Origin of the sequence: Vibrio plantisponsor (assembly GCF_013041605.1) — a bacterium.
In the GTDB taxonomy this organism is placed as follows: Bacteria; Pseudomonadota; Gammaproteobacteria; order Enterobacterales; family Vibrionaceae; genus Vibrio; species Vibrio plantisponsor.
Map to the genome: position 1 here is coordinate 190,708 of NZ_JABEQC010000001.1, position 26,256 is coordinate 216,963.

The following is a 26,256-nucleotide window of genomic DNA, read 5'->3' on the forward strand; positions in this document are numbered from 1 at the left end:
ATTACCTCGCTTTCTCACGGTTCAGGTACAGAAGAGCAGCGTTAAGCATCATGATAAACACAAGCAACACAACACCAGTTGCATACAGTGCGTTGGCGTGAACACCACTTGCATAAGACATTTCAATCGCAATGTTCGCCGTTAGAGTACGCGCAGAATCGAGAATACCTTCAGGCATTGCTGGCGCGTTGCCCATAACCATGATGATAGCCATTGTTTCACCAAGTGCACGGCCAATGCCCAGAATCACGCCGGTCATAATACCTGAACGTGCCGCCGGAACGAGAAGTTTGAAGATGGTATAGATATTTGAAGCGCCAAGAGCCAAAGAACCTTCTTTATAAGCGCGAGGTACAGCACGTATAGAGGTCTCAGATACCGTGATTACAGTAGGTAGAATCATCACACCAAGCACGATGATACCTGCAAGAATGGTGTTACCCGCTGGAACTTGGAAGATGTTCTGAATAAGAGGAACAATGATAACCAAGCCGAAGAACCCGTATACCACAGAAGGAATACCAGCTAACAACTCAACAGCAGGGCGAATCACGTCAGCCACACTTTTCGGCGCAATTTCAGCGATGAAAACAGCCGTAAGTACACCAATAGGCACACCAACAATAACTGCACCGAAGGTAGAAACAACAGAAGCCACGATCATTGTCGCGACACCATACAGCGCTGGAGGCAGCCAGTCTTGGCCAAGAACGATTCCTGAAACGCCAGCTTCTTGGAATGCAGGAATACTCTCTCTTACGATGAAGTAGGCAATAACAGCTAGAGAAACGATACCGATAACGGCACTCGTCAAAAACAAACCGTGGAAGAAACGTTCCTTCCAATCTACGCGCTTTTGAGCACGCAGTTTACGCTTTGCTTGCGTCTTTTCGATATCCATAAGCTTGTCACTATTTGCGATGGTCATAGATGTTCTCAATCTCACCTACCGAGCAAACCAACTTTTATCAGTTCGTCGGTATGTAATACAAAAGCCCAGCCCAAATCGGGCTGAGCAAAGTTTATTAATTTAAATCTTAGTTCACTGGGATGTAGTGGTGTGAAGCAACGATTTTTTGAGCTTCATCAGTTAGCATCCAGTCTAGGAACTTTTGTGTTGATGCAGATGGAGCACCTTTCTTGTAAAGCACTAGGAAAGGACGTGCAACTTTGTAGCTACCAGCTTTAACGTTCTCAACTGTTGCTGGAGTACCGTCGATTGCTAGAGCATGAACAGAACCGTCTACTGTACCTAGAGAGATGTAGCCGATTGAGTATGGGTTAGAAGCAACCATAGTTTTCAGACCACCGTTACCGTTCGCAACTTGCGCACGTTGAGAGATAGCTGAAACTTCTTTGCCAGAAACTTTTTTCTTAAGTTCCATGATTTCTTCGAAAGCACCGCGAGTACCTGAAGCAGTATCACGAGTAATTGCTACGATTGGCTTGTCTTCACCACCAACTTGTTTCCAGTTAGTGATTTCACCTTTATAGATTTCAGAAACTTGCTCAGCTGTTAGGCCTTTCACTGTATTGCTTGGGTGAACAACCACTGCAATACCATCACGAGCAATCACTTCTTCTACTAGGTTTGATTCTTTTTCAGAGTCTTTCAGACCACGAGAAGACATACCAATATCTGCACTGCCATTCTTCGCTGCTTTGATACCAGCAGAAGAACCTGGGCCTTGTACTTCAATAAAAACGTCCGAGTTTGTTTTCATGTATGTTTCTGAGAAAACTTCCATCAGTGGTGTTACGCTGCTTGAACCCACTGCAGAGATAGTTTCTTTTGCTGAAACAGGGTTAATTGCTAGGGCGCCAAGAAGAGCGATTGCACCGATTACTGTCTTTTTCATCACATTCTTTCCTTAAGTGGCTATTTTATTTGCCGTTGATTTACTGGAACGGGATTCACTTTAGAATCCAAATGTGACAGTTGTGTTTCAGTTCGTTGAAAACTGCATGACAAATTAAAATAAATCCTTCAAACATATGTACCCAGTTTCTCATATCAAATAAAATTCCGACTGGGAACGTTATCAAATGAGCAAAAAATCAGACAATCTTCAAAAAGACAGCATAAATACTCAAATAATAGGCAATATCTGATTAATTTGAGGCCAGAAATAATTGAATTATTACTCCAAGTCGATAAAATCTCGAAGTGACAAAACTATCAAATAATAATTACTACTATTTACATAAGGATACATCATGCGAAAGCTGATCTCCGGGTTGTCTATCAAGCTACAGGTTGTCGTGCCTGTTCTTGTAACTATGCTTCTTCTGACTGTTGGAATTACCTATAGCTCGTCAGTTCTTAAAACTGCCTTCAAAAGTGTGACTCAATCCACCGAGCAGCTTGTTGAGCACAAAGATGCTGTAACCAACATTGTTAACAACACCTACAGTATGCGCATCAGTGCTATCTATAGCTTGTTCACTCCTGACGAAGTCGCACGTCTTCAATCCGTACTAAAAGAGAACGAAGCCAAGAACCTTAAACTTCTTCAATCTCTAAACACAGTTCAAGGTCTACAGCCAGAAGTCACCGCGCTGCAAAAAGTGATGAAACACTATGTAGATTACTCTCTTAACACCATGATCCCATTGCTTAAAACTAAGCATAACCAAACCAATCTTGATTCAAGCTTTGACAACAAATATCAGCAGGCTTCTGCCGCGTACAGAGATGCTGGCGCGCAAATGGTCAAAGCGATTGAAGCCCTTTCAAGCAGACTCAATGCTATTGCACTGGAAAGTGTCAAAGGTTCCGAAAATCATCACGGCACAGTGATGCAAAACTCCATGATTGGATTTGTCACAGTTTTGATTCTGGCAGCATTTTGCAGTTGGCTTTTAGCGGCCATCATCGTTAAGCCAATTCAGAACCTACAAACGATTATGCGTGAAGTTGCCAAAGGCAACTTGCTGGTTGAAGCCAAAGTTGAAGGCAACAACGAAGTGAGCGCACTGGCTCGTGACATCAACGACACAACCAAACAATTACGCGAAACAGTTGAAACATTAATCCGCATTAGTGTTGAAGTTGCTTCAGCTTCAACAGAGCTTGCTGCAGTAATGACACAATCAAGTGTTAACTCTGACCAAGAAAAGCAAGAAGTGGAACAAGTGGCTTCAGCGGTAAATCAGCTTGAAAGTGCTGCTCAAAGTGTAACCAACAACGCTTCTCAAGCAGAACAAGCGGCGCAACAAGCTAATCAGCAAGCGAAAGAGAGCTTGGCAATATTCGAACAAAGCCACAAAGCAAGTATCGATATGGCTCGCCAGCTTAATGAAGCCGCATTGGTTGTGAATGGTTTGAAAGAGCAGTCAGAGCAAATTGGTCAGGTCATTGAAGTGATTGAAGGCATTTCTGAACAAACCAACTTGCTGGCTTTGAACGCGGCAATTGAAGCGGCGCGAGCCGGAGAAAGCGGTCGTGGCTTTGCTGTTGTTGCCGACGAAGTTCGTATGCTCGCAGCTCGCACTCAGCAGTCAATTCAGGAAATTCAGCTCATCATTGAAGAGCTGCAAAGTAAATCTGGCATTGCGAATGACAGTATGAATATGAGCTTGAAGATGATTGAAACCAATCAGGCATTGGGCGATCAGGTAAGTGAATATCTCAACAATATTAGTCAGGCGATTTCGGAACTGAACGGCATCAACACCCAAGTTGCCGCAGCTTCTGAAGAGCAAAACCACGTGACTTCGGATATTAACCGCAACTTGGCAACTATCTATGAGTTGGTAAGCCAGAACGTTGCTGGTATTACCCAGTCAGCAGCAGCAAGCCAAGAACTTTCAGCACTTGCAGAGCAGCAGAAAGAACAACTTAGCCACTTCCGCGTTTAAACCGTTTGTTGCTCAGACATAAACACAAAGGCGATGGTTATATTCCATCGCCTTTTTTGTACTGTACGTTTTCGAATCTCTATTGCCGCTCATCTTTTGGCGAATCCATCACCACCATGGTCGAGATGGATTTCACTTGCGGACTTTCACCCAAGACATTCGAGTGAAAGCGCTTATACGAATTTAGGTCCTTAGTTTCCACACGCAGCAGATACTCATTCATGCCTGTAATGTTATGGCATTCCACCACTTCCTTGGCATAACGAACATGATCTTCAAATGCGAGTTGCGACTGCTTAGTGTGGCTATTTAAACCTATAGAGACATAGGCAATAAAACCGACTTCTAGCAGATTTTTGTCCAATACAGCGCGATAACCTTTGATCACTTTGGTTCTCTCCAGTTCCTGCACTCGTCTTAACGTAGCCGAAGGCGATAATCCCACTCTTTCCGCCAGCTCGACATTTGAGATTCTTCCGTCGGACTGAAGCTCAAACAATATTCTTTCGTCAAATCTATCCATAGCTAAATTTTATTGCTTATAAATTGCATTAAACACAAATATAAGCACAAAATTGCGTTCGCATCCAATTACAATTTTTCCATCATTTGATAACAATTGCAGGAGAGAAAATGGATTTATATCAATGGTGGCCTTTAGTGATGTTTGCGTTTGTATCCACGTTTTCCCCTGGTCCAAACAACATTATGTTGATGACGTCTGGAGCGAATGTCGGCTTCAAGAAAACCATTCCTCATATGGCTGGTGTCACTTTTGGCTTTAGCATCATGATCATTTTGGTTGGTATAGGTTTGATTGGCGTGTTCCAACAATACCCGATCATTCAACAGGCACTGCACTGGTTGTGTTTAGGCTATTTAGTTTATCTGGCTGTCAAAATTGTGCTTAGTAAGCCAAGTCAAAGCAGTACGACCTATAAGCCAATGACTTTTCTTTCAGCAGCTATGTTTCAGTGGGTGAATCCCAAAGGCTGGTCAATGGCTTTGACCGCAGTGAGTGTTTACAACTACACCACCAGCTGGGTTGGTTTAGCCATTATTGCAATTGTATTTGCGATGGTGAATGTGCCTTCAGTCAGTGTCTGGACGGCGGAAGGTAAACAGCTTAGTCACTGGATGCATCATCCGAAATATGTGCGCTGGTTTAACGGAGCGATGGGAGGACTACTGTTACTTTCCGTAGTCCCAATGCTATAGAGCGAAACGTTGAAGAGAGTTAGAACTCTTGATTGATCAGCGTCAGCATTTGAGCCAGATTCTTTTGCTGCTCGGCACTAAAACGACGAGTGAGCTCTTCAGTGAGCGACATGTGCAAGGCGTTGTGTTGTTGAAACACCCCTTTCCCTTCTTCAGTCAAAGTAACCTGAATAGAACGTCGATCCCCTTCTATGGATTGACGTTCTATTAGTCCCGCCTGAACCAGTTTTTCCACTTGAACGGTTAAGGTTCCCGTTGTAATGCTCAGTCGATTCGCTAACTCTTTCATTCGCATTGCACCGTGAGAGCCTAACACCTCAAGCGTGTGAATTTGAGCCAATGAGTACCCTGTTTCTTTAACAACGGACATCTCCCAAGAGGACATCTTGTCGTAGAACTCAGTAATCAGGTTGTTAAGCTCGGTCAACTGGTGCATATGTCATAGCCTTTAAAGCGGGTTTACTTCTAGCGTGAGGTGGTGGAGTCTATCAAACTCTTTCAACACCTGTCTAAAGTACAGTGCATCTTTATTCGACTCAGCAGACATTCGTATCGCCGCAGAATAATGATTCGCACTCACTTTCCAAACGTGAATATCAATTACTTTTGCGCCTGCTTCAGTAAGTTTGGCGAGCACTTTCTTTTCATAGTCATGGCTGATGTGAGCATCCAACAGAATAGGCGCTGTTTGCTTCATTAATCCTACTGCCCACTTAGTGATCACAAGAGCACCAACAATACCCATGATTGGGTCTAACCACACCCAGCCTAAATATTTACCTACGATCAAAGCCGCGATAGCCAATAACGAAGTTAACGCATCAGCCAGCACGTGCATGTAAGCCGCGGTAAGGTTGTGATCATGATGATGCTCATGAGCATGGTCGTGATGGTCGTGATGGTCGTGATGGTCGTGATGGTCGTGATGGTCGTGATGGTCGTGATGGTCGTGCAATAAAAACATACTGGCGACGTTTACTACAAGACCTACGACGGCAACAATAATCGCTTCATTAAACTGAATACTTAGCGGGTTAAACAAACGATGAATGGATTCGCCAGCCATCACTAACGCCACCAAACCTAAGCCGATTGCACTTGTGTATCCACCCAAAACGCCAACTTTACCAGTACCAAAGGTGTACGCTCGGGTTTTCTCATGTTTACGGGCATAGCGATAAGTGAACAACGTGATACAAAACGCAGCGGCGTGTGTGCCCATATGCCAGCCATCAGCAAGCAAGGCCATAGATCCATAAAAACTACCCGCAACAATCTCGACTGCCATAGTGACAACGGTAAGTAACAGAACATAAAGGGTACGTTTTTCACCTTTCTCATTGGTGTATGAAAACGTCTGCGTTTGAGGACAACTTGGAGTTTGCATAATAAATAATTTGATAATCAAATTTTCTAAAGTGTAGTTAGTTTGATTATCAAAGTAAATTAAAGTTTGTTGTATACATGCGTTTAACCTTAAATTATCCAGAACATAACAAGAAGGTTAATCATAGTGTCACCTGTTTTCTTAACTGTCGTTACCATGCTTGCTTTCGCAGCAAACTCCATTTTGTGTCGCTTAGCGTTGCAAGACCAAACCATTGATGCCACCACCTTTACTTACCTTCGACTGGTATCAGGGGCCATTACTTTGATTGTTTTACACAGTGTGATGGTGAAAAAGGCAGAGAGGCGCTACCAACCGATGTTCGCCATCAAAGCAGGATTGGCTCTGTTTACTTATGCATTATGTTTTTCTATTGCCTACTTGGAGCTATCAACCGGAACAGGCGCTCTGCTTCTGTTTGGTACGGTGCAACTTAGCTTACTTGCGGCGCACTTTTTCCAAGGGAACAGAATCAACGCATTAGAACTTGTAGGATTAGTTGTTTCTATATCCGGTTTTGTTTATCTCATGGCGCCCAGTGTCACCAGACCTGACATTCTCTCCGCTCTGTTGATGATTCTTTCAGGGTTAGCATGGGCTGTCTTTACTCTGGTCGGCCGCAACAGCGGCAACCCTATCTCAGCCATTTCTCAAGGATTTTGGGTCGCTGGGCTACTTTGCGTATTACTGACACCGTGGATGGTGAACCTAGATTCAAGCTCCTCCAAAGGTATCGTCCTCGCTTTGCTTTCCGGCAGTATTGCTTCTGCGGCTGGCTACATTTTGTGGTATCGAGTGATCAGTCATCTGACTATGTTGCAGGCTTCTGTCGCTCAATTGTCTGTACCTGTGATTGCCATAGCAGGCGGAACTCTACTGGTGGGAGAAGCATTTACCCTGCACCTGACCCTTGTCAGCGCACTGATTCTCGGCGGCATCATTCTGGTGATTATGGGTAAACAAACAAAATGATGGATTTTCCCTCTGCGCCCAGTAAAATTCCGCGCTTATATCTATCTAGGTTTTGATGACCTAAAAGAGGTTCCAGCGTTATGAAGCACTCCGATCACTGTTTTACCCCATTTCAGACTGACATTTCTGAATACACATTACCGGAGCGTTTTACTTTTCCGTTTTGCTATGAACCTCATCCGCTAAGCGAAATCGCCTCCAAAGAGCTACAGCAACATATTGAAACTCAGACCGATTGGACACACCCTTTCGGGCTCACTGAAAATGAACCCGATTCTCACGGCAAAATGTTTGGCGTGTTAGTGGTACAAAATCAAAAAGGTGAACTAGGCTATCTCTCCGCTTTTTCTGGTCTGCTGGCGGAAAAGCTGCAACAGCCTCACTTCGTGCCGCCAGTATTTGATCGTTTTGAAGACGAAACCTTCTTCCGCTTGGAAGCCAATCAAATTGCAGAAATTAACCGCCAAGTTCGAGAGCTGAATGAGTCGCCAACTTCTGCGCAGTTAACTGGGGCAATTCATGCTTGTCAAAAGCAAGCTGAGCAAGAAATTGAATCTCATCGTCAAGTGATGATTGAAGGACGCAAGCAGCGTAAATTGTTGCGTCAAACACCGCCTGAAAACATGTCTACCGATGAGATAACTGACCTTTTTGAACAACTTGCACAGCAGAGCGTCACTGAAAAGAATCAGCTCAAGCATCTCAAGCAAAAGTGGGATAACGAGTTATCGCTGCTTCAAGCGGAACTTGAACAACATCAGAATCAGCTTGAAGAACTCAAAGAAAAGCGTAAGCAGCTTTCTGCTGCTTTGCAGAAAAAGCTGTTCTCGCAGTATCAGTTTTTAAATCAGCAGGGTGATGAAAAATCGCTGGTCGACATCTTTGAAGGCACGGTGAATCCTAATCCACCAGCCGGTTCTGGCGAATGTGCGGCCCCTAAATTGTTGCAATACGCTTTTGCACACCAACTAAAGCCGATTGCATTGGCGGAATTCTGGTGGGGTCGTTCACCAAAATCCGAAATCCGCCAGCATAAGAAATATTATCCGGCTTGTAACAACAAGTGCCATCCGATATTAGGCCACATGCTTGAGGGTATTGAACTGGATGACAATCCATTGCTTGAAAACCCCGCTGACGGCAAAGAGATCGAGATCCTCTATCAAGATGAAGCGATTGTCGTCGTCAACAAACCCGCTGAGTTTTTGTCTGTACCCGGTGTGAATATCAAAGACTCGGTTCTAACACGCTTAGAGGCAATGTTTACCGACGTAGAAGGCCCTTTTGTTCTGCATCGGTTAGATATGTCGACATCTGGAATATTGGTGTTTGCACTCACTCGTCGCGCGAACAAGAGTTTGCAAAAGCAGTTCATTACTCGCGGCGTTGAGAAGCGCTACGTAGCACTATTAAGTGGCGAACTGACGGCTGATTCAGGAGAAATCACGCTTCCTCTGCGTGGTGATTTAGATGACCGACCTCGCCAAATGGTTTGCTACGAACACGGCAAACCAGCCGAAACCTTTTGGCAAAAAATCAGCAGCAATGAAGGCAAAAGCAGGGTTTATTTGTACCCAAAAACAGGGCGAACACACCAGCTTCGTGTGCATTGTGCTCACGCCGACGGCCTGAATATGGCGATTGTCGGCGATGACCTATACGGACGAAAAGATAAGCGCCTTCATCTGCACGCAGAAAGTCTGAGCTTTGATCATCCCTACACAAAAGAGCGTATGCACTTCCAAGTCGATCCTGATTTTTGAGTTCAAATTCATTGAGCAAATAAGTCGAATTTGTACGTTAAGGTTCACTTTAAAAATCACTAGACGACTGGTCTAATTTAAATTATATTGCCTCCCATGAACGAAAAATCACACGACACCAAACAGCATATTTTAGACATTGGCTATGAACTGGTTGCCAGTAAAGGGTTTACCGGTGTTGGCCTGTCTGAGCTATTGAAAAATGCTGAAGTACCGAAAGGTTCTTTCTATCACTACTTCAAATCCAAAGAACAATTTGGCGAAGCGCTGCTGCAAGATTACTTCAATCACTACCAGCAGAAGCTCGAAAACCTGTTCGCCAGCAGTGATATGAGTGAGTATGAAAAACTCATGCAATATTGGCGGTACTGGATGGAACAAAACAGCAGTGCGTGCCAAACTGGTAAATGCTTAGTGGTGAAACTCGCAGGTGAAGTCTCTGATTTATCTGAGCCGATGCGCTTAGCACTGCATAAAGGCACAGACCGTGTGATTAGTACCGTGGCAGAACACATTGAAAAAGGTATTCAGTTCGGCGAAATGAACGTAAAAGATAGTCGCCAAACTTCAGAGTTGCTGTACAACCTTTGGATTGGTGCAAGCTTAATAAACAAAATTCGTCTCGATGACGCGAGCTTAGTTCAGGCACTAAAAGTAACCGAACAAGTTTTAAAAGGTGAACAGCTCAACTAAGCGATATCGACAACGGCTAACCTGTGCCGATTTAACAGATTCATCCGCTATTTCCGTAGCGGTTTTTTTGAAACGAACACTAGACGACTGGTCTAATTATTCTAGAAATATAAAAGGAAAGTCTAATGACTGACTCTACAAACCAACGTATCGTGTTGGCGTCACGCCCTATAGGCGCGCCAACACCAGAAAACTTTCGCTTAGAAACCGTTGCTAAGCCAGAACCAAAAGAAGGCGAAGTTTTACTACGTACTATCTACCTATCACTCGACCCATACATGCGCGGCCGCATGAGTGATGCAGAATCTTATGCTGCACCTCTAGCAATCAATGACGTCATGATTGGCGGCACTGTGTGTCAGGTTGAAGCATCAAACAACCCTGATTTCCAGGTTGGTGAATGGGTTCTTTCATACACGACAGGTTGGCAGAAATACTCACTATCCGATGGTACTGGCCTATTGAAACTAGGTGCGAACCCAACAAACCCGTCATGGGCGTTAGGTGTTCTTGGTATGCCAGGCTTTACCGCCTACATGGGTCTTTTGGATATCGGCGCACCACAAGCGGGTGAAACCATTGTTGTCGCTTCAGCAACAGGCCCAGTAGGTTCAACAGTAGGTCAGATTGGCAAAATCAAAGGCTGCCGCGTTGTTGGTATCGCTGGTGGTGAAGAGAAATGTCGTTATGCAGTAGAAGTACTGGGTATGGACGCTTGTATCGACCATAAAGCGGAAGATTTTGCAGAGCAGCTTAAGGCAGCTTGTCCACAAGGTATCGATGTGTACTTCGAAAACGTGGGCGGTAAAGTATTCGACGCAGTTATGCCTCTGTTGAACACCAAAGCTCGTATGCCAGTGTGTGGTTTGATTGCTCAATACAACGCAACGTCACTACCAGAAGGTCCAGACCGTTTGTCTCAACTAACAGGTCTAATCCTGACTAAGCGTCTAAAAGTTCAAGGCTTTATTATCTTTGATGATTACGGTCACCGTTACGGCGAGTTTGCTGCAGACATGAACAAATGGGTAGCAGAAGGTAAGATCAAATACCGTGAACAAGTAGAAGTTGGTTTGGAAAATGCTCCAGAACAGCTAATTGGCCTGCTAGAAGGTAAGAACTTCGGCAAGCTAGTGATTGAAGTCGCTAAGCCGCTTTAATCTCAACATCCGGATACGAAAAGAGCCTGTAAATACAGGCTCTTTTTTTGATTTGTACATTACGCAACTTCGGGAGTTGCATTGGTTGTATTCTCGTTTGGATCGTCTTCTTTCTGCACTGGTGGTACCTGACCTTCCTGAACCGCTTCTTGATAACAGCCGCTGAGCTTAATCGCTAAATAGAGATCGGCACGAAGTACTACCCCACCGTCACCAACAGGCACACCAGTTAACTCACACCATTTACGTAGGCTACGTTTTCGCCCTGCGATCACTAAGCGAATACCTCGTTTTTTCAGAATCGTCTGAACATCGCCCAACATCGCCATCACACTGAGATCTAAGTGGGTAAAACTGGAGACCGCATCGACCACCACACACACAACGCCACTGCCGCCAGCTTCTGAAAGCTCCAATAGTCGGCGCTTAAAGTACGGCGCGTTAAAGTAGGTAAGCGGAGAGTTAAAACGATAAATGATCAAACCCGGAATCGCTGTCGCTTTGCCTGAAGGGTCAATCGAACGTACCGTACCTTTTTTATCCAAACCTAATACTTGGTCTCTCGGACGCATGACCACGCGAAGGAACTGAAACAAACCCAACAATACCGCCAAAGTGATACCGGGAATAACGCCAATAACTAGCACTGATACCAGCGTAATGGAAGCAAGATAAAACGCATCTTTATTACGTTTGCGAAGTTGCCAAACCCCTTTTAAATCCAGCAGAGACATCGACGCAATAATCAGCACAACACCTAGTGCCGCAATCGGAATGTACTGTAATGGCTGATAAGCAAATATCGCTATTGCCCCAATCACCGCCGCTGCAATCACTGAAACCAGTTGTGATTTTCCGCCGTTTGCATCATTCACTGCGGTGCGAGAATCTGCGCCACTAATAGCAAAACCTTGCGAAAATGCAGACGCGAGATTCGCAAGTCCCAATGCCTGAAATTCTTTGTCTGCATCAATGTCATAGCCGTTTTTCGCTGCAAAACTACGTGCAGTAAGCATCATACTTACGAAGCTTACTACCGCTAAGTTAAGCGCAGGAACAACGAGTTCACGGGAAACACCAATATCAAATGTCGGAGCCTGAAACGCTGGCAACCCACCTTGAATAACGCCCACCACTTTTACACCGACGGTGTCTAGCTTCATCAGCCAAACCATCACACCAGTAATGAAAATCGCAAACATCGCTGCTGGCCACTGCGGTCTAAAACGTTTTGACGCCAGATAAACAACCACCGTAGTAACACTGATCATCATGGTTTGCCAATGAACACTCAGCAATAAAGAAGGGGCTTCATACAATCGTTCCAAAAGGTAACGCTGTTCAAACTTAAAACCGAATATTTTTGCAAACTGACCAACAATAATGGTCAACGCCACACCATTAAGCAGGCCAAGCAAAATAGGTCTTGATAGGAAATCTGCCAGAACACCCAGCTTGAAACGGCTGGCTAAAATACACCAGATACCGGTCATCGCCGTCATGGTCATAACAAGCTGCCAATGTTTGGTCGGGTCGCCTGCGGCTAAAGGCGTAACCACCGCAGCAATAACCGCACAAGTTGCGGCATCAGGGCCAATAATTAACTGCCGAGAGGTTCCGAACAAGGCATAAACCAGCATTGGAAGCACACACGAATACAGACCAACAATCGCAGACACTCCGGTTAACTGCGCATAAGCAATAGCAACCGGCAAGGCGACAGCTACCACAGATAACGCGGCTCGGAGGTCATCTTTAAACCATGAACGGTCATAGTGTTTCAGTTGATTTAAACCGGGCATCCATTGTTCGATCGAAACGTGTTTCAATTGCTGTGTTCCTTACTTCACATACTTAATTTCTCCATTAAGCATAACCTAAGTTGTTCAAACACTTCACATAAACATTGAAATAAAAATGCAATAAAAAAGCCTGTCGTTGAGACAGGCTTACAAAGTAATATTACTTTTGTATCGAAACTTGAATTCTCTTATAACGAACGCTGCAAACTGGTAATCAGAGACAGCACAGAAGTAAGTCAGCAAGCTCTTTAGGCAAACCTTGCATTAATTAAATAGTAGCGATTCGAGATCAAAAACTTCCTTCACTTCAGGATCCTGAAATATTACTTTCTGCTTCTGTCCATTTTCATCATAGAGCGTCACTTTTGCGAGTTTACCATCACGATATTGGAACTGCTTCCCCACCATTAGGCCACTCACATAGTGCTCTACTTTAGTTAATGCACCACTACCATTGGGATCCATGTGGTAACGAATTCCATGTAATTGACCTTCATCATTATAGTTACTTCGGCCAATTTCATATCCACTCTTAGTTGTTGAAACCCACAAACCTACTCGATTACCTTGCCGATATTCCCCTTTCGATACGTAGTTATTACTGTACCCCGTGGTCTCTAGCTCTAACCATGCTCCATCTTTGACACCCAGTTTATATATACCCGATTCAAGCAGCGTTCGATCATCATCATACCGCTCATATAACCCGTCTAACTGTCCATGATGATAAGTTGCATGACTGATGACTGTACCATTCGAAGCCAGGTCTCGCTCTTCTCCGTGCTTCTTACCATACTCATCATAGATAACTGTGCGTTCACTATTGGGAGCTCTATAAAGCCAAGGTCCAATCTTTTCGCCCATAAAATATTGTCCCTGTTCCAAGGTACTTCCATCTTGAGCCTTACTTAGATACCTTCCATGCTGTAAACCATCGACATAGTAGCCAGTATTCGAAATTCGGTACTCAGAACGGTCAATCTTCTCATACCAGATATGCTCCCCATATAACTTCCCATTACGAGTTTCTTTGCGAGCAATTAGCGTACCTTGGGGATCAAACTCTTCTTCGATTACTTGCCCTGCAAGAGTGTTTTCTCCCGTAAATATGCGTTCGTGCTGTATGAGTTGCTCATCTTGGTAGCGCCTCTTATCTTCAGTAACCCCTATATCCGTATAACTCCATATCTGTTCGACTCTTTGAGCATTTTGATCATAAAAATAAGTTCTTTCCATTCGGCGACCGTTTTCATCATAGCGTTCACGCTCTTTCAGTCTGCCGTCTGAATAGAATAATTCTCGATTTCCTATAAGGGTATCCTGTGAATAGAACTTGCTCTCTGCAAGCGTCCCGTCGGCGAAATAGCGTGTTTGTTGACCATGCTTTTTACCAGATTGGTAATGCTCCACTAAAACCAGAATGGCACTTTCTTCCCCCCAGATTTTTTGTGGCCTATGTAATTGACCATCTTCATAGCTTCTTTGCTCAGATAGCACACCTTGTTGGGAATAAAACTTTTGTAAACCATGAAGCTTTCCGTTTCGATATTCGCTTTCTGTGGAAAGCCCGCCTTTACTATAAAAACTTAGTTCTGGACCATGTTTCACACCATTTATAAAATATACGATAGAGCATATTTTCTCAGGAGTATTCTCAAAATAACCAACGACCTTGCCATTCCCCTGTCCATTCTCATCAAGAGAACCTTTCGACTGAATATCCCCATTTTTAAAATAGTAATAGTGGTCACCTATTAGATTTGCCTCCGGATGAAAAATGGAATCTTGTGTAATCTTCGTTTTAAAACGCAGTTGATCATTTTCCTTGTAGTAAATCTCCGCGATCCAAGCCTTACCATCTCTCTCTAAGGGAACTTCAATATAAAATGAAGCCGTTTCTTTACTTGTTTCCTTCCATTGTTCATCAAGCCATACAACCTTGCTGTAGGCAAAAGGACTAAAACTAAGAGCAATAATAATTAGAGTTATTAAACGCATAGCTTATTGCTCCGAAGGGAAAGCAGGGAAAGAGTGCTGCCACTGCCGCTGGTACTGAAATGGTTGCAGAGAAGTCAATTTTCCTGAAGTAACAACACCTGATACTACAAGGTATCCCTCATCGCTTAAAATACTGCTCAGTAACTCCTGACGAAATGGGTTTACCCTATATCTATCTGGCGCACCACTGTTGCTGAAGCTTTCAAAACCTGTAAGCTCCTTCTGAGCATCTAACACAACTAAAGAATTTTGGTCACGATTGTAGAACTTGAAACGTTGTACAAACGTTTCAATCGTCATAGAGAGAACATCGACGTTGGGGTCCAACTCATTTAAAGAATCAACGTTAATCAACCAAGGTTTGTTAGATACGGTTTGAGGAGTGAAATACGTTTCTTCTGGTCGAGAGTTGCAAGTCAGTTCTGTAGTCACTTCTTTGTTATAGAAATTTCGGCGTATACCATCTTCTGTTGACAAGAAAAATTCGGATCTTTGACTGCCGTTGCGAAGCCACAAGACTGAATGATTATTAACTGAAAACCCTTTTGCGACCCTTAACTCACAGCTTTGTTGCCAGTCTTGAGGAAGGGTAAACTTTAACCCATATATATTCGACACGACTGGGAAGGCAGATTCAATAGAGAATGGCTCTTCGCTCTTAGGTAGTTCATTGACATCGTTGATGGTTTCCACAAATGATGGATTGTTTGTATCTTCAAGATAAGAAAAATAATCCACAAATTGGACTAGCTGAGTGATGCTCTTGGCTGGGTCGGTATAGTCAATGTAAAACTGTACGTTGTTGGGTTTCTGAGAAAATATCACTTCGAAGATAGAATAATCATGATTCCAATCTTCACTGAAATATAAAGAGTCAAATTGCTCATTTGAGATTAATGAACGTACTCGATCTAATGAAGTCACATAAGCATTTTTCGTCGTCCCTCCAGTTTCAACAACATATGGAGCAAGCCAGCTGTCTCCGCTGTGTTTGGCGACTATCAAATAGTGTTCAGAGGTATCTGACACAGGAAGAATCCGAACTTCAATCCCCTGTACATTCAATACTCGGTTCTGACCAGAAACCCACTCCACCTCCTCTTTAAGTCTTTGATGGTGTTGAATAGATACTTCCCCTTCAAACGCATGAAAATCATCTAATTTTTTCTCTGCATCCCAACCTAAAGGCAAGGCGGGAAAATCCAGAGAAACAATTCCATCGGATTCCCAAGACTTCCACTCTCTGTAATAGCCTTCTAACCAAAACTTTTGCTTGTCTCGCTGCCCGTTTTTATCCAGCGCATAAAGTTTATCCAGACTATAACTGTAGTAATTCTCACCCCCTTCAACGACTGATGGGTAAACCAACCTCAACCTATCTTTATCAAAATAAAAGGCACCTTTGGTATTTCCCACCAACTTGCCCGTTGGCTCTATATCAAAAATTTCATAGTCGTAAAATTTAGGTTCCGACACCACATTCTGAGATGAGTCCTGAAAAACATCAGCTACATAAGGAATGTCCTGTAGAGATAATTCTGAAACCGCTATTTGCGCATGTGTTAAAACATAAGTTGGATTGTACAAGTCAGGCAAATGTGCAGGTTGCTTTGATGTCATTGATAAGCTCCGAACCCAACCATTTTGGCGATCAATGGTGACCTTAGCCACCACACCCGTTTGTTTGTCGTCAGAAAAAGCGTCAATGGTTGCCGTTATCACGTGTTCATCAATCAGTTCTACTTTTAATGTCGCTGGCTGTCCCCAAAAATCGTTTAGCGGTACCTGAGCCCCGACTTTCGCAGGGATGCTTTTCGCTATCATGGGTACAAACTTCATCACATCTAACTCTTGAACTCGATCTTCCTTACCAGCATCTTTCAGCTTATTCCATAGATCTTGATTGTTTGCTGAATAAATTGGGAGTTCCGTAGATGACCTATCCAATGACAAATTAAAGCCTTCTAACAGCAGCTGGCGAATATCTTTATATCGATTCGAAGTGTCATCAATCACACTATTAAAAGAACCATCTATCCCTTCGAGAGAAAAATAATCGTAACGCTGCTCAAGACTTATAGCTTCAGGACGAATCCCGTCAACCTTAAACCGAGTTTGGTTAAGTTGTTCAAATAAAACAGGATTCTCCTCTAGATCGCGGCCTTCATAGACAAGGCGCTTTGTTAACTCTATTTGATACGTTTTTTCATCGCCCAGTTTCGGTTTATATGTGACGAAATCATCTTTCACACATCCCGATAAAAAGACTAATGAACAAAAAAACACTGCGAATTTAATTCGATTGATCATCCAATGATTACCTTAATTGAGTAGCGAAACTAACCAATAATCACTCATTGACTACGTTGTTTATTATTGGCTTTGCTATACGACAACCAAAGTCCGTACCAAGAATTTTGTTTAATACTTTCAATACATTAAAATTATCGCCAAAAAAATGGCCTTCATCCAAGTAACTTTTAACCTGTTCAGGCAAAAACTTACTCGAATGAAGACCATTAAAACTGAGATAAAGTATTATTTGAGAAACAGGAATATCTTCGACTGAGCTTTCAGTTTCTTTCTGAATTTCAGGGATGTATCCTTCCCCTACGTCATTGAAATAGCAGCCACTGAGTTTGATCTCCACAAACATATCTGCTGGTAACACTAAACCTCCGTCGCCGACATGAATACCGCTTAACTCGCACCACTTGGGCATACTCGGTTTACGCCAGCGATAACCAAGTTTTTGAGCTGGTGCAACCCTGGCACCCATTGCTGAATTGATGCAGATTTCAACGATCTTCCCTTCCAAAACGGCTTAAGCCGGTATGTTGTTTGAAGCTGCTCCCAAAAACGGGGCGTAAGGATAACCCAAGGCGAAAAATCTCTCTCTGCATAATGCGTTACGTAAGGAAAGATAAGCAGACGCTTTCAAGCCGATAAAAAAAATCTCACTTCAAAGTCAGAATATGGGAGAATAACGAGCTTCCACACACCAGCTCAAAGTTGTAATAATGAAATTCAAAGCTGCTATTTTTGATATGGACGGACTATTGCTGAATACCGAGCAAGTCTGTTTAGAAATCTTCGAACAAGCCTGCTACGCAGTAGGCGTACCTTTCCACCGAGAGATTTACCTGTCTGTCATTGGCAAAAACGCGGCGGGAATAGAACAAACCTTACGTGAAGGTTACGGCCCTGATTTAGATTACCCAGTACTGCATCAAGAATGGCGTAAGCGCTACGATGCGGTTGTGAAGCACCAAGCGATTCCTGTCAAAGAAGGGGTTGTTGAACTTCTGCAATGGCTGAAAGAAAACAATATTCCTACCGCTGTCGCTACCTCCACTCAACGCGACGTTGCCACCGTAAAACTACGTTTGGCTGAGCTTGATCAGTACTTCGATACCTACGCGACAGGCTGTGAAGTGAAGAACGGTAAACCAGACCCAGAGATTTATCTTCTCGCGGCTGAACGTTTAAATATCGCCCCAGAGCATTGCCTTGCCTTTGAAGATTCGAACAACGGTGTGAAATCTGCGATGGCTGCAAACATGATCACTTATCAAATCCCTGACTTAGTCAAACCTTGTGACGATGTGCTGGCACTCGGCCCATATATTCGCAACTCAATGCACGATGTATTAAGCGAATTAAAAGCGGCAAGCTAAGCATTAAACATTTAGGAAGCCCAAAGATGAGCGTTATCGAGCAAACAAACCTACTGATAAAAGGTGATGAGTTCAGAATGGAATGTCTCACAGTGGCACGAACGCTTGCTTTACCTAACTGGTATCTCGCTGCGGGCTTTTTAAGAAATGCTATTTGGGATCATCTGCATTCCAAACCAGAAATCACACCATTAAACGACATTGATTTGGTCTATTTCGATACTGAAGATCTAAGTCACGATACTGAGCTTCGCTATCAGAATCATTTGAACAGTGCGCTTCCGCACATCAATTGGGAAGTCCGAAATCAAGCTCGGATGCACTTAAATCATGGTCATTCCCCGTATCAAAGTACCGAACATGCCATTGCCCATTGGGTAGAAGTGCCAACCTGTGTTGGTGTTCATTTGGGCGTAGATGACCAACTCACCTTTTGTGCCCCTTTTGGCCTAGAAGAAAACTGGTCGCTGAACGTTGCTCTCAATCCACAATTCCCTCAACCCGATGTTTTTACTCAAAGAGTACACAAGAAAAACTGGCTTACTATTTGGCCTAAACTCGTCTTAGAAGAAGTGAACCAAGCCTCTATTCAAATGTTGGAATGAACGTTCAAAAGCTCTTGAGGTTTTTATTGTCGAACTTGGAAAATTGCGTTCATAATGAGTTCAGTAGGATATCCACCAAGGAGATGTAAGGTTATGTGGAAAAAGCTATTAAGTTTACTTTTAGGTGGCGCAATGGCGTTACCAGCAGGTTCAGCTTTGGCGTCACAGCGAGCTGATGCCGCATGGGAACTGATTGAAAGTGGCGCACTGGTGGTTGATGTGAGAACCCCTGAAGAATTCGCTCAAGGTCACCTCGATAACGCGATTAATATTCCACTCAACACGGTTGAAACTGGTTTTGCAGATATCGCCAAAGATCGTTCTATTGTCGTTTACTGCCGCAGTGGAAACCGCTCAGGTATGGCGATGGAATCTCTTGTGAAACAGGGCTTTATCAATGTTCACAACGGTGGCGGTTTATCAGAAATGCAGGAAGCACAACTGAACCAAGCACCACTGAACTGATTATCTCTCTTACCAACTAAATCACTGCACCGTCAAAGAAGACCATTAATAGCTATTGGTAGTTTGTAAGTGCAGTGAAAACAACGACAAACTGAACACATCGGCAACTAAGAATTCATTTTGTGGAACTGCGTTTTCTACGCATACTTTGGTGAGAAATTTAAACCGAATAGATATTTTTACAACCACTCAACATCTTCAGTATTTCCGCACTGTTCTAACTAAATATTGCCCCTTTTCTTCATAGATGCATTGTTTGCTACATTCCTAGCAAGACTTGTTTGATTGAATTTCTCTAATGATTAATGATTTCTATTGAATAAATACGTGGCTAGTTTGTTTCAAGTGCCCCCTCGCATTAAAAATACGACTCAAAAAATATCTTACCATCTATTGATTTTAATCAATCCTTAATGAGAGTTTTTTATTAATTTATCAATGATTTAAAAATATATTTAGCGAGCAAATGAATGTTCGTTTAATGCTAATAACTGTTAACGAAATTTGCTCAATTATTCAATAAAAAGGATTCGTAGTGGTTTTCTATCAAGATAAAAATATCAAGCTGGGCCTAGTAGCATCAGCTTTAGCCGTTATTTTAACGGGTTGTGGCGGTGACGACTCTTCTGGCGGTTCTCCAAACTCGCCAACTCCGAGTACAACTCAATCAAATACTACCAGTGAAGTCGCTGCATTAAACACACGTATGGATGCAATTAACTATAACGTGACAACTATCAGTGATACTTCACTTTGTAACAATGCTGTCTCAAGTAACTATCTCATTAGTACAGACCACTTCAATATAGTAACTGAAACTGGCTATGAAGTTTCACAAGCTAATGCTATACGTGCGGCACAAATGGCTGAAATAGTCTGGCAAGATATGATTGCTGAAGATATGTTTGATATAGATGCAGCCAACGACACAACTATCAAAAGTGAAGCGTGGACTGTGTGTCTAAAAACCGCTTCAGACTCTGGGTTTAAAGGTTCAGCATTAGATTACAACGAGTTGGAAATGGTTTATACCGCCGCAGCTGCAAGTGATTACGTGATAATGCTACATGAAATGACTCACGTCTTGGGCGAGAACATCTCGTATCTCAACGCTGTAGATAACGGTCAAACTTACACCATGAACACCAGCACTATGCGTTGGATTAAAGAAGCAATCGCGACCATTGCTGCCGAACAAGCGCAAATTTATAACTCAGAGATTGAATCAACCTTCTACTCAGCTACTGGGTCCTCGGTCGTTTCCCCAGCGCTTATTAATAATTATAATGATAGTTCTAATGCTGGTTTGACTAGTTATGAGGGTTATGACGAATACTATTACTACGCAACCATGCTGCAAGCAATCCAAGATCAAGGTACTAACTTTGCCTTAAAAGATTGGCTCTATCTATATAGTGATTATGATGTGCTCACTGACACCACAGCACTTGAAACGCGTTTTAATACTTTGCTGAGCAATAAAGGGATTACCAGTTTCACTCTTGCTGATTTACAAACAGCGGCTGGCTTCCAAACTCATATAGTGAACTATATCGCTGATAACTACGATAAAACCGTCAGCTTCAGCGCTGATAGAACGTATACTAACTTCTTCATTGAGACAGATTCTATCTATCAACCAAGCATTGAAGCAGTTGTTTCAAGCTCTGATAGTTCGAAAATATTGTATACTACGAAAAATATCAGCGACGGCGATTATAAGTTATATGCCGTAACCAGCAGCAGTGATAACTATGGTCCAGTGAATATCACTATCTCTGGTGGTGTTATCGCAGGTTCACTTGACTTAAATAGTCTGCCCGCTTTTGTTGACTAAGTTTTCACTCACGGCTAACTAAAAGAAAGAGGAACTCTGATTTGAGTTCCTCTTTTACCACCAATTATTTTGCTCCGTTATCGCACTTAACTGCATGCTTTAATTATATTCTTGCAACTGTTTGCTGCTTTCCTTTTGAAACTCAATAAAGGCTGATATGGGAAATTTATTCTGTATTCTATTGAGTCTTTGCAATACTAAAAGTTTTCCGAAAACTGATAATTTACTCCTACCGGTAAATCAAATTGTCCATAAACGATTTATCCCCTCAAATGCCCTCAGAGCCATACCATTAAAGGTTCTACATCATTTTTAACTAGCGAAATTTTGGCGTGGAGGAAGAGTGAGTGCGAATTATATCTATGCGTCAGAACTTAAACCTGTTGGCGAAGTGAAAGATTCATTTGGGGATGTGGTTGGTCTGTCGTTGAGATCATTAAGTGGGCATCAAATAACAAACACACTTAACTTACATAAGTTTAATTCAATAACGGCATCTTAAGATGCCGTTATTGTTTAGGTTTAAGCTCTGTTTAAACCATTAATCTGTTCGATTAGATCTGCGAATACCGCTTTACCAACTGGTATTAACTCATCTGGGAAATCATAATCGGGGTTATGAAGTTGTGGGCTTTTGCTGCCTGAGCCGAGCACAAACATCGCGCCCTCTCTTGCAACCGCTGTAAACTGTCCGAAATCTTCCGACCAGCGCATTGGTTCCTTCAGAATATGGCAAGGTGTCTGAGTGCTTTGACACGCTTTCACCACCAGCTCGGCACCAAGTTGCGAGTTCACACTGGCCTGAAAAACATCCTGCCATTCCAGCGACCACGTCAACCCATGTTGCTGTGCCAGTTCCTGCGCAATTTCTGTTGCTGCATTAACCAAGCTCTCCATTGCTTCGTTGGTTTCGCTGCGCAGCGTCGCCATAACCACTGCGTCACCCGGTGAAGTACCAAAAGCAATTTCGCCAAGAGATGCATGAATAACGGTCACCCAACTTCTTTGAGTAAGGGTTTCAGGTAAGGCAGCTAAGGATTCAATAATGCTGCACATCGCCAAAGCAGGGCTGACCCCATTCTCAGGATGAGCTGCATGAGAGGTTTTCCCTTTGAGGCGAATGATCATCCCGCGAGAAGCGCAGTTAAAAGAACCGGATTTTACTGCTACATGCCCTAACTCCAGCCCCGGATAATTATGCAGAGCAAAGGCGAAGTCCGGCAGATAATTTGAAAACGAAGGGTCATTCACCATATTGATGGCACCTTCTCCCGTCTCTTCTGCTGGTTGAAAAGCGAGAATAACGCGACCAGATTTCGGTTTGTTTTCGGAGAGCATTTCACCTAATGCCGTCACAATTGCCATATGACCATCATGACCACACTTGTGCGACACGCCCTGATGAACCGAGCGATGAGCGAAGTCATTACACTCTTCGATAGGTAATGCATCCAACTCACAACGAATTAAGGTTGTGGGCCCTTTTTTGAAACCGTTAAAAACGAAAGCAACGCCATGACCGCCAAGAGAAGACACCGTTTCATCCGGCTGGAAACGCTTAAACACATCTTTGACACGATGAGCGGTTTGATGCTCATGGTTTGAGAGTTCAGGATACTGGTGCAGCGCGCGTCTAAAATCACTCCACGTTGTTTGAGACATAATTCACGACCTCCTTGTCGTTCTCAGTATTTATTGTGCTTTTTGAGATTCCAGCGCTTGCTTCATTGCTTCGGTTACCAGCTCGTGATCTTCCAACGAAGCCAACCCAGATGCCGTTACCGCTCCCACTAAACCAGAACCTTTGATTCGGATTGGGAATGAGCCGCCGTGAGCACAGTATTCATTCGGGTCAATGTGTGGCTGAGTTTCAAATACTCGCTTCTTACCCTCATTGTAGAGAGATAAGTAGTAAGTACTTTTGCCATAACACAACACTGAATTACGCTTACGACGAATCCAATCCAGCTGATCCGCACTCGAACCCATCATGCAATATTGAAATAAGGTTTGGCCGAAACCAAACACTTCTATCGATATCGACGCGCCTTTTTTCTCGGCAAGCGTTTTAATGCAGGTGCCCAACTGCCAAGCAACATCTTGGTTGAAATATTCCAACTCAAGCTGGTGTTCTTGTTCAATCAAGCTTTCTAGGGTGTAACTCATAGGTTCACCGTGAGCGTTTGACCCGTTTCGCTGCTTTCCATCGCCATCTGAATCAGGGTGATATTTTTCAGTGCTTCCGTCGCTGGTACAGGGTTTTCTGTTCCAAGACGAATAGCCGATGCAACAGCCTTAAAGTACATTTCGTAGCAGCCGTGTTCGGTTGTAATCGTGTGAGATTCATTTTCCAGATACAGTTTGCCGTACGAAGATTCCTCTTCTTTCGCCCAGCCTGATGCGTTGGGTTCCACGCCATCTTTTAGGCACTGCTCTTGCGGGTCTAATCCGTATTTTTCATATTTACCCAAGGTACCTAATACCTTGTATCGCAAGTTCGGCTCTGGGCTATACATGTTGCCGTGCAGGTGAACCAGATGTTCTGGGTAATGCAGAATAAGATTAAAGTAGTCGTTAGTGGTCGAACCCGGGCGCATATTTCTGCATTGTGCATTGATGGCTTGTGGCATCCCGAACAACATAAGCGCCTGATCCAGCAAATGAGGCGCTAAATCAAACAGAATACCGCCGCCGTCAGCGGACATTTCTCTCCAACGTTGACGAACTTCCGGACGGTAGCGATCGAAGTGAGATTCAAACAGTTTCACTTCACCAAGTCGGCCCTCATCAATGAGTTTTTTCACTGTAAGAAGATCACCATCCCAACGGCGGTTATGGAACACGCTCAGCACAAGTCCTTTCTCTTCAGCCAGAGCAATCAGCTCTTCACCCTCTTCCACTCGAGTAACAAACGGCTTTTCAACGATAACGTGTTTGCCATTTTCCAGCGCGCGTTTTGTCAGTGAGTAATGCACATCGTTTGGCGCGGTGATGATCACCAGCTCAGCATCACTGTTATCTAGTAATTCATTCGCATCAGCAAACCACTTCGCTTGCGGCCAGTCAGCTTCAACACTCGCTTGTTGACTGGAGCTGATAGCGGATAACTCTAACTCTGGTAGCGCTTTGATAAATGGAAGATGGAAGGTTTTTGCGGAAAAGCCGTAACCAATAACGGCTGTTTTTACTGGAGTGAAACTCATATCAAAGCAATCCTTTTTAGAGGCGGAATGAAACCGGTATCGTGACATAAAAATAAAGCCCTCTCTAGTGAAAAAACCAGAGAAGGCTCTTTTAATGGTATGACTGACGGATTAAGCAGCGACGATGTACTTGTGCTTAGTCTGCTTTTGTTTCTTGAGCGATTTAATCAAGGCATCGATATCGACTTCAATATCGAATCTGCGCTTAAGGTTGGCGAGAAACAGTGGGTCTTCACACATGGCTTTTTCCGGCTCATCACTGATCTTCGCCACAGGTCTGCCATTGCACTCTGTCAACTTAATCACGATAGAAAGTGGCTTGTAGCTCTTGCCCTGCTCATTTTGCCAACCTGCGAGATCGTTAGTCAAAAACGTACCGATACCGAAGGAAATCTGAACTCGACCTGCAAAGTATTCGCACAGATCCAATGCTTCATTGAAGTTCAATCCATTGGAGAAAATGAAGATTTTCGTTTTCGGGTCAATACCAAGGCTCTCATAGTGAGCAATCATTCGGTCGCCCCACTTAAACGGGCAACCGGAATCGTGTCTAACGCCACTGTAGGCTTTAGCTAGGTGCATATTGAAGTCACTGATGAAAGCATCAATCGTGAGTGTATCTGTTGGCGCAATAGCGATCTGACCTTCAAATGCGTTTAGCCATTGTTCAAGTGCCACGCGCTGAGAATCACGCACATTCACTAACGCTTGATGCCCCATGAACCACTCGTGGGCGATAGTGCCAATCGGTTTTAAATGAAACTCACGGGCAAAGTGGCAGTTACTGGTACCCAATAACAATTCCGGTATTTCTTTTTTCAGATGCGCCATCACATCTCTTTGCACCTGACCGGAGAAGCGGCGGCGCGTCCCCATTTCAGTTAGTGAGAAATTGGTAATGCCGCGTTTAGCGATTTCTGATTTCAGCAACGCTATTTTCTCGGCAAACACTTGCATTGGCAGTTCAGCAGGCACATCCGCCCAACGGCGACGGTTGCGAACTTCAGACACAATCGCCATCACTATGGTTTCGTACAAGATGGTGTCACGCCAAGAACCTTGAATGCTGATTCGCAGCTGATGTTTACCGTCCTGTTTAACCACATCTAACTCAACCTGACGTTCAGGCTGAAAGTGGAAATAGCGCAAAGACTGAATGAACGACGGTTTCAAATGCGGGAAATGAGCGCCTAAATACGCGATATCGGCATCGGAGAATCTTAACGAGGACAGATGAGCAATTTCTTCACCAACTTCTTCCAGTAAGTCACTGACATCTTCATCGCTACGAACAATCAGTTCATAACGCACTTGTGTATCAGGATAATTGGAATGAATAGCCTGCATCATATTGATTTTATAGGCATCTAAATCCAATAGACTGCGGATGATTTGAGGAGAGAATAGGCGATTGCTCATGATGCCTTCCTTCTGTTTACTGCAAGGAGTGATTCGCGTTAGTAACATTTTGTTCCTAACTTTGCCATGAACAATAATTCAACCCTTTTAGTTTGTCAAACTTCGTTACAAACCACACAAAAAGTGTCGTTTTATAGATCTGTAACTCGTCTGCATTGATTCATATTAATTACAGAGACTTATTGTAACTACCTCC

Annotated in this window: 23 protein-coding genes; 10 read left to right on the forward strand and 13 right to left on the reverse strand. The window is 43.5% G+C overall.

Annotated features, from left to right (window positions below; translation table 11 throughout):
- Position 1: 1 nt before the first annotated feature.
- Positions 2–928 (reverse strand): phosphate ABC transporter permease subunit PstC, encoded by a 927-nt coding sequence (gene pstC / locus HKI82_RS00985; RefSeq protein WP_102941772.1) that lies wholly within the window; start codon positions 926–928, stop codon positions 2–4.
- Between the two features lie 109 nt (positions 929–1,037).
- Positions 1,038–1,859: a phosphate ABC transporter substrate-binding protein gene (locus tag HKI82_RS00990; RefSeq protein WP_102941771.1), complete on the reverse strand. Its 822-nt coding sequence runs from the start codon at positions 1,857–1,859 to the stop codon at positions 1,038–1,040.
- Positions 1,860–2,217: 358 nt separating this feature from the next.
- Between HKI82_RS00990 and HKI82_RS00995 the strand changes: the two genes are divergently transcribed.
- On the forward strand, positions 2,218–3,861 hold the full coding sequence (locus HKI82_RS00995) for a methyl-accepting chemotaxis protein (protein WP_171136919.1): 1,644 nt from the start codon (positions 2,218–2,220) through the stop codon (positions 3,859–3,861).
- Between the two features lie 79 nt (positions 3,862–3,940).
- Here HKI82_RS00995 and HKI82_RS01000 read toward each other — a convergent pair whose 3' ends face one another.
- Entirely contained in the window at positions 3,941–4,384 is a 444-nt protein-coding gene (locus HKI82_RS01000; protein ID WP_171136920.1) for an Lrp/AsnC family transcriptional regulator, read from the reverse strand.
- Between the two features lie 110 nt (positions 4,385–4,494).
- On the opposite strand from HKI82_RS01000, the gene HKI82_RS01005 reads away from it, so the two are divergent.
- Positions 4,495–5,079 (forward strand): LysE family translocator, encoded by a 585-nt coding sequence (locus HKI82_RS01005; RefSeq protein WP_171136921.1) that lies wholly within the window; start codon positions 4,495–4,497, stop codon positions 5,077–5,079.
- Between the two features lie 19 nt (positions 5,080–5,098).
- On the opposite strand, the gene HKI82_RS01010 is transcribed toward HKI82_RS01005, so the two are convergent.
- Both HKI82_RS01010 and dmeF read right to left on the reverse strand, forming a co-directional pair.
- Positions 5,099–5,515 carry a MarR family winged helix-turn-helix transcriptional regulator gene (locus HKI82_RS01010; RefSeq protein WP_102941767.1) on the reverse strand — a complete coding sequence of 139 codons (417 nt, stop codon included), beginning with the start codon at positions 5,513–5,515 and terminating at the stop codon, positions 5,099–5,101.
- A 12-nt stretch (positions 5,516–5,527) separates the two neighbouring features.
- Positions 5,528–6,466, reverse strand: coding sequence for a CDF family Co(II)/Ni(II) efflux transporter DmeF (dmeF, locus tag HKI82_RS01015; protein ID WP_171136922.1), 939 nt, complete (start codon positions 6,464–6,466; stop codon positions 5,528–5,530).
- Between the two features lie 126 nt (positions 6,467–6,592).
- On the opposite strand from dmeF, the gene HKI82_RS01020 reads away from it, so the two are divergent.
- From HKI82_RS01020 to HKI82_RS01035, 4 genes are all read left to right on the forward strand, one after another.
- Positions 6,593–7,438, forward strand: a complete 846-nt coding sequence (locus HKI82_RS01020) for a DMT family transporter (RefSeq protein WP_171136923.1) — start codon at positions 6,593–6,595, stop codon at positions 7,436–7,438.
- 80 nt (positions 7,439–7,518) lie between these two features.
- A complete protein-coding gene (locus tag HKI82_RS01025) occupies positions 7,519–9,201 on the forward strand; it encodes an RluA family pseudouridine synthase (RefSeq protein ID WP_171136924.1) in 1,683 nt (560 codons plus the stop codon).
- A 96-nt stretch (positions 9,202–9,297) separates the two neighbouring features.
- Positions 9,298–9,894, forward strand: coding sequence for a TetR/AcrR family transcriptional regulator (locus HKI82_RS01030; RefSeq protein ID WP_102940018.1), 597 nt, complete (start codon positions 9,298–9,300; stop codon positions 9,892–9,894).
- 125 nt (positions 9,895–10,019) lie between these two features.
- On the forward strand, positions 10,020–11,054 hold the full coding sequence (locus HKI82_RS01035) for an NADP-dependent oxidoreductase (RefSeq protein WP_171136925.1): 1,035 nt from the start codon (positions 10,020–10,022) through the stop codon (positions 11,052–11,054).
- 59 nt (positions 11,055–11,113) lie between these two features.
- On the opposite strand, the gene HKI82_RS01040 is transcribed toward HKI82_RS01035, so the two are convergent.
- From HKI82_RS01040 to HKI82_RS01055, 4 genes are all read right to left on the reverse strand, one after another.
- Positions 11,114–12,856: a SulP family inorganic anion transporter gene (locus tag HKI82_RS01040; protein ID WP_171137199.1), complete on the reverse strand. Its 1,743-nt coding sequence runs from the start codon at positions 12,854–12,856 to the stop codon at positions 11,114–11,116.
- A gap of 264 nt (positions 12,857–13,120) precedes the next feature.
- Positions 13,121–14,854, reverse strand: coding sequence for a toxin-antitoxin system YwqK family antitoxin (locus HKI82_RS01045; RefSeq protein ID WP_171136926.1), 1,734 nt, complete (start codon positions 14,852–14,854; stop codon positions 13,121–13,123).
- A 3-nt stretch (positions 14,855–14,857) separates the two neighbouring features.
- Complete coding sequence (locus HKI82_RS01050; RefSeq protein WP_171136927.1) at positions 14,858–17,164, reverse strand: hypothetical protein; 2,307 nt, start codon at positions 17,162–17,164, stop codon at positions 14,858–14,860.
- Between the two features lie 40 nt (positions 17,165–17,204).
- On the reverse strand, positions 17,205–17,672 hold the full coding sequence (locus tag HKI82_RS01055; RefSeq protein WP_171136928.1) for a hypothetical protein: 468 nt from the start codon (positions 17,670–17,672) through the stop codon (positions 17,205–17,207).
- Positions 17,673–17,874: 202 nt separating this feature from the next.
- On the opposite strand from HKI82_RS01055, the gene HKI82_RS01060 reads away from it, so the two are divergent.
- The 4 genes from HKI82_RS01060 to HKI82_RS01075 all read left to right on the forward strand — a co-directional run bounded on the left by HKI82_RS01060 (position 17,875) and on the right by HKI82_RS01075 (position 21,438).
- Positions 17,875–18,531, forward strand: a complete 657-nt coding sequence (locus HKI82_RS01060) for an HAD family hydrolase (protein ID WP_042490394.1) — start codon at positions 17,875–17,877, stop codon at positions 18,529–18,531.
- Between the two features lie 26 nt (positions 18,532–18,557).
- Positions 18,558–19,136: a nucleotidyltransferase family protein gene (locus HKI82_RS01065; protein WP_102940013.1), complete on the forward strand. Its 579-nt coding sequence runs from the start codon at positions 18,558–18,560 to the stop codon at positions 19,134–19,136.
- A 93-nt stretch (positions 19,137–19,229) separates the two neighbouring features.
- Positions 19,230–19,601: a rhodanese-like domain-containing protein gene (locus HKI82_RS01070; RefSeq protein ID WP_081878789.1), complete on the forward strand. Its 372-nt coding sequence runs from the start codon at positions 19,230–19,232 to the stop codon at positions 19,599–19,601.
- A 535-nt stretch (positions 19,602–20,136) separates the two neighbouring features.
- A complete protein-coding gene (locus HKI82_RS01075) occupies positions 20,137–21,438 on the forward strand; it encodes a hypothetical protein (RefSeq protein WP_102940012.1) in 1,302 nt (433 codons plus the stop codon).
- Positions 21,439–21,960: 522 nt separating this feature from the next.
- Here HKI82_RS01075 and HKI82_RS01080 read toward each other — a convergent pair.
- The 4 genes from HKI82_RS01080 to pncB all read right to left on the reverse strand — a co-directional run bounded on the left by HKI82_RS01080 (position 21,961) and on the right by pncB (position 26,060).
- Positions 21,961–23,100, reverse strand: coding sequence for an amidohydrolase (locus HKI82_RS01080; RefSeq protein ID WP_102940011.1), 1,140 nt, complete (start codon positions 23,098–23,100; stop codon positions 21,961–21,963).
- Between the two features lie 30 nt (positions 23,101–23,130).
- Complete coding sequence (locus HKI82_RS01085; protein ID WP_171136929.1) at positions 23,131–23,604, reverse strand: heme-degrading domain-containing protein; 474 nt, start codon at positions 23,602–23,604, stop codon at positions 23,131–23,133.
- The gene (locus HKI82_RS01090) at positions 23,601–24,641 is read right to left on the reverse strand and encodes an oxidoreductase (protein WP_102940009.1); all 1,041 of its coding nucleotides are present in this window, start codon (positions 24,639–24,641) and stop codon (positions 23,601–23,603) included. The genes HKI82_RS01085 and HKI82_RS01090 overlap by 4 nt, the downstream gene beginning before the upstream one ends.
- A 111-nt stretch (positions 24,642–24,752) precedes the next feature.
- A complete protein-coding gene (gene pncB / locus HKI82_RS01095) occupies positions 24,753–26,060 on the reverse strand; it encodes a nicotinate phosphoribosyltransferase (RefSeq protein WP_171136930.1) in 1,308 nt (435 codons plus the stop codon).
- Positions 26,061–26,256 lie beyond the last annotated feature (196 nt).

What these genes read in the sequence shown, in the direction of transcription:
- pstC (WP_102941772.1), bottom strand. Translation starts at nt 928, where the DNA reads ATGACCATCGCAAATAGTGACAAGCTTATGGATATCGAAAAGACGCAA.
- HKI82_RS00990 (WP_102941771.1), bottom strand. Translation starts at nt 1,859, where the DNA reads ATGAAAAAGACAGTAATCGGTGCAATCGCTCTTCTTGGCGCCCTAGCA.
- HKI82_RS00995 (WP_171136919.1), top strand. Translation starts at nt 2,218, where the DNA reads ATGCGAAAGCTGATCTCCGGGTTGTCTATCAAGCTACAGGTTGTCGTG.
- HKI82_RS01000 (WP_171136920.1), bottom strand. Translation starts at nt 4,384, where the DNA reads ATGGATAGATTTGACGAAAGAATATTGTTTGAGCTTCAGTCCGACGGA.
- HKI82_RS01005 (WP_171136921.1), top strand. Translation starts at nt 4,495, where the DNA reads ATGGATTTATATCAATGGTGGCCTTTAGTGATGTTTGCGTTTGTATCC.
- HKI82_RS01010 (WP_102941767.1), bottom strand. Translation starts at nt 5,515, where the DNA reads ATGCACCAGTTGACCGAGCTTAACAACCTGATTACTGAGTTCTACGAC.
- dmeF (WP_171136922.1), bottom strand. Translation starts at nt 6,466, where the DNA reads ATGCAAACTCCAAGTTGTCCTCAAACGCAGACGTTTTCATACACCAAT.
- HKI82_RS01025 (WP_171136924.1), top strand. Translation starts at nt 7,519, where the DNA reads ATGAAGCACTCCGATCACTGTTTTACCCCATTTCAGACTGACATTTCT.
- HKI82_RS01030 (WP_102940018.1), top strand. Translation starts at nt 9,298, where the DNA reads ATGAACGAAAAATCACACGACACCAAACAGCATATTTTAGACATTGGC.
- HKI82_RS01035 (WP_171136925.1), top strand. Translation starts at nt 10,020, where the DNA reads ATGACTGACTCTACAAACCAACGTATCGTGTTGGCGTCACGCCCTATA.
- HKI82_RS01040 (WP_171137199.1), bottom strand. Translation starts at nt 12,856, where the DNA reads ATGCCCGGTTTAAATCAACTGAAACACTATGACCGTTCATGGTTTAAA.
- HKI82_RS01045 (WP_171136926.1), bottom strand. Translation starts at nt 14,854, where the DNA reads ATGCGTTTAATAACTCTAATTATTATTGCTCTTAGTTTTAGTCCTTTT.
- HKI82_RS01050 (WP_171136927.1), bottom strand. Translation starts at nt 17,164, where the DNA reads ATGATCAATCGAATTAAATTCGCAGTGTTTTTTTGTTCATTAGTCTTT.
- HKI82_RS01060 (WP_042490394.1), top strand. Translation starts at nt 17,875, where the DNA reads ATGAAATTCAAAGCTGCTATTTTTGATATGGACGGACTATTGCTGAAT.
- HKI82_RS01065 (WP_102940013.1), top strand. Translation starts at nt 18,558, where the DNA reads ATGAGCGTTATCGAGCAAACAAACCTACTGATAAAAGGTGATGAGTTC.
- HKI82_RS01070 (WP_081878789.1), top strand. Translation starts at nt 19,230, where the DNA reads ATGTGGAAAAAGCTATTAAGTTTACTTTTAGGTGGCGCAATGGCGTTA.
- HKI82_RS01080 (WP_102940011.1), bottom strand. Translation starts at nt 23,100, where the DNA reads ATGTCTCAAACAACGTGGAGTGATTTTAGACGCGCGCTGCACCAGTAT.
- HKI82_RS01085 (WP_171136929.1), bottom strand. Translation starts at nt 23,604, where the DNA reads ATGAGTTACACCCTAGAAAGCTTGATTGAACAAGAACACCAGCTTGAG.
- HKI82_RS01090 (WP_102940009.1), bottom strand. Translation starts at nt 24,641, where the DNA reads ATGAGTTTCACTCCAGTAAAAACAGCCGTTATTGGTTACGGCTTTTCC.
- pncB (WP_171136930.1), bottom strand. Translation starts at nt 26,060, where the DNA reads ATGAGCAATCGCCTATTCTCTCCTCAAATCATCCGCAGTCTATTGGAT.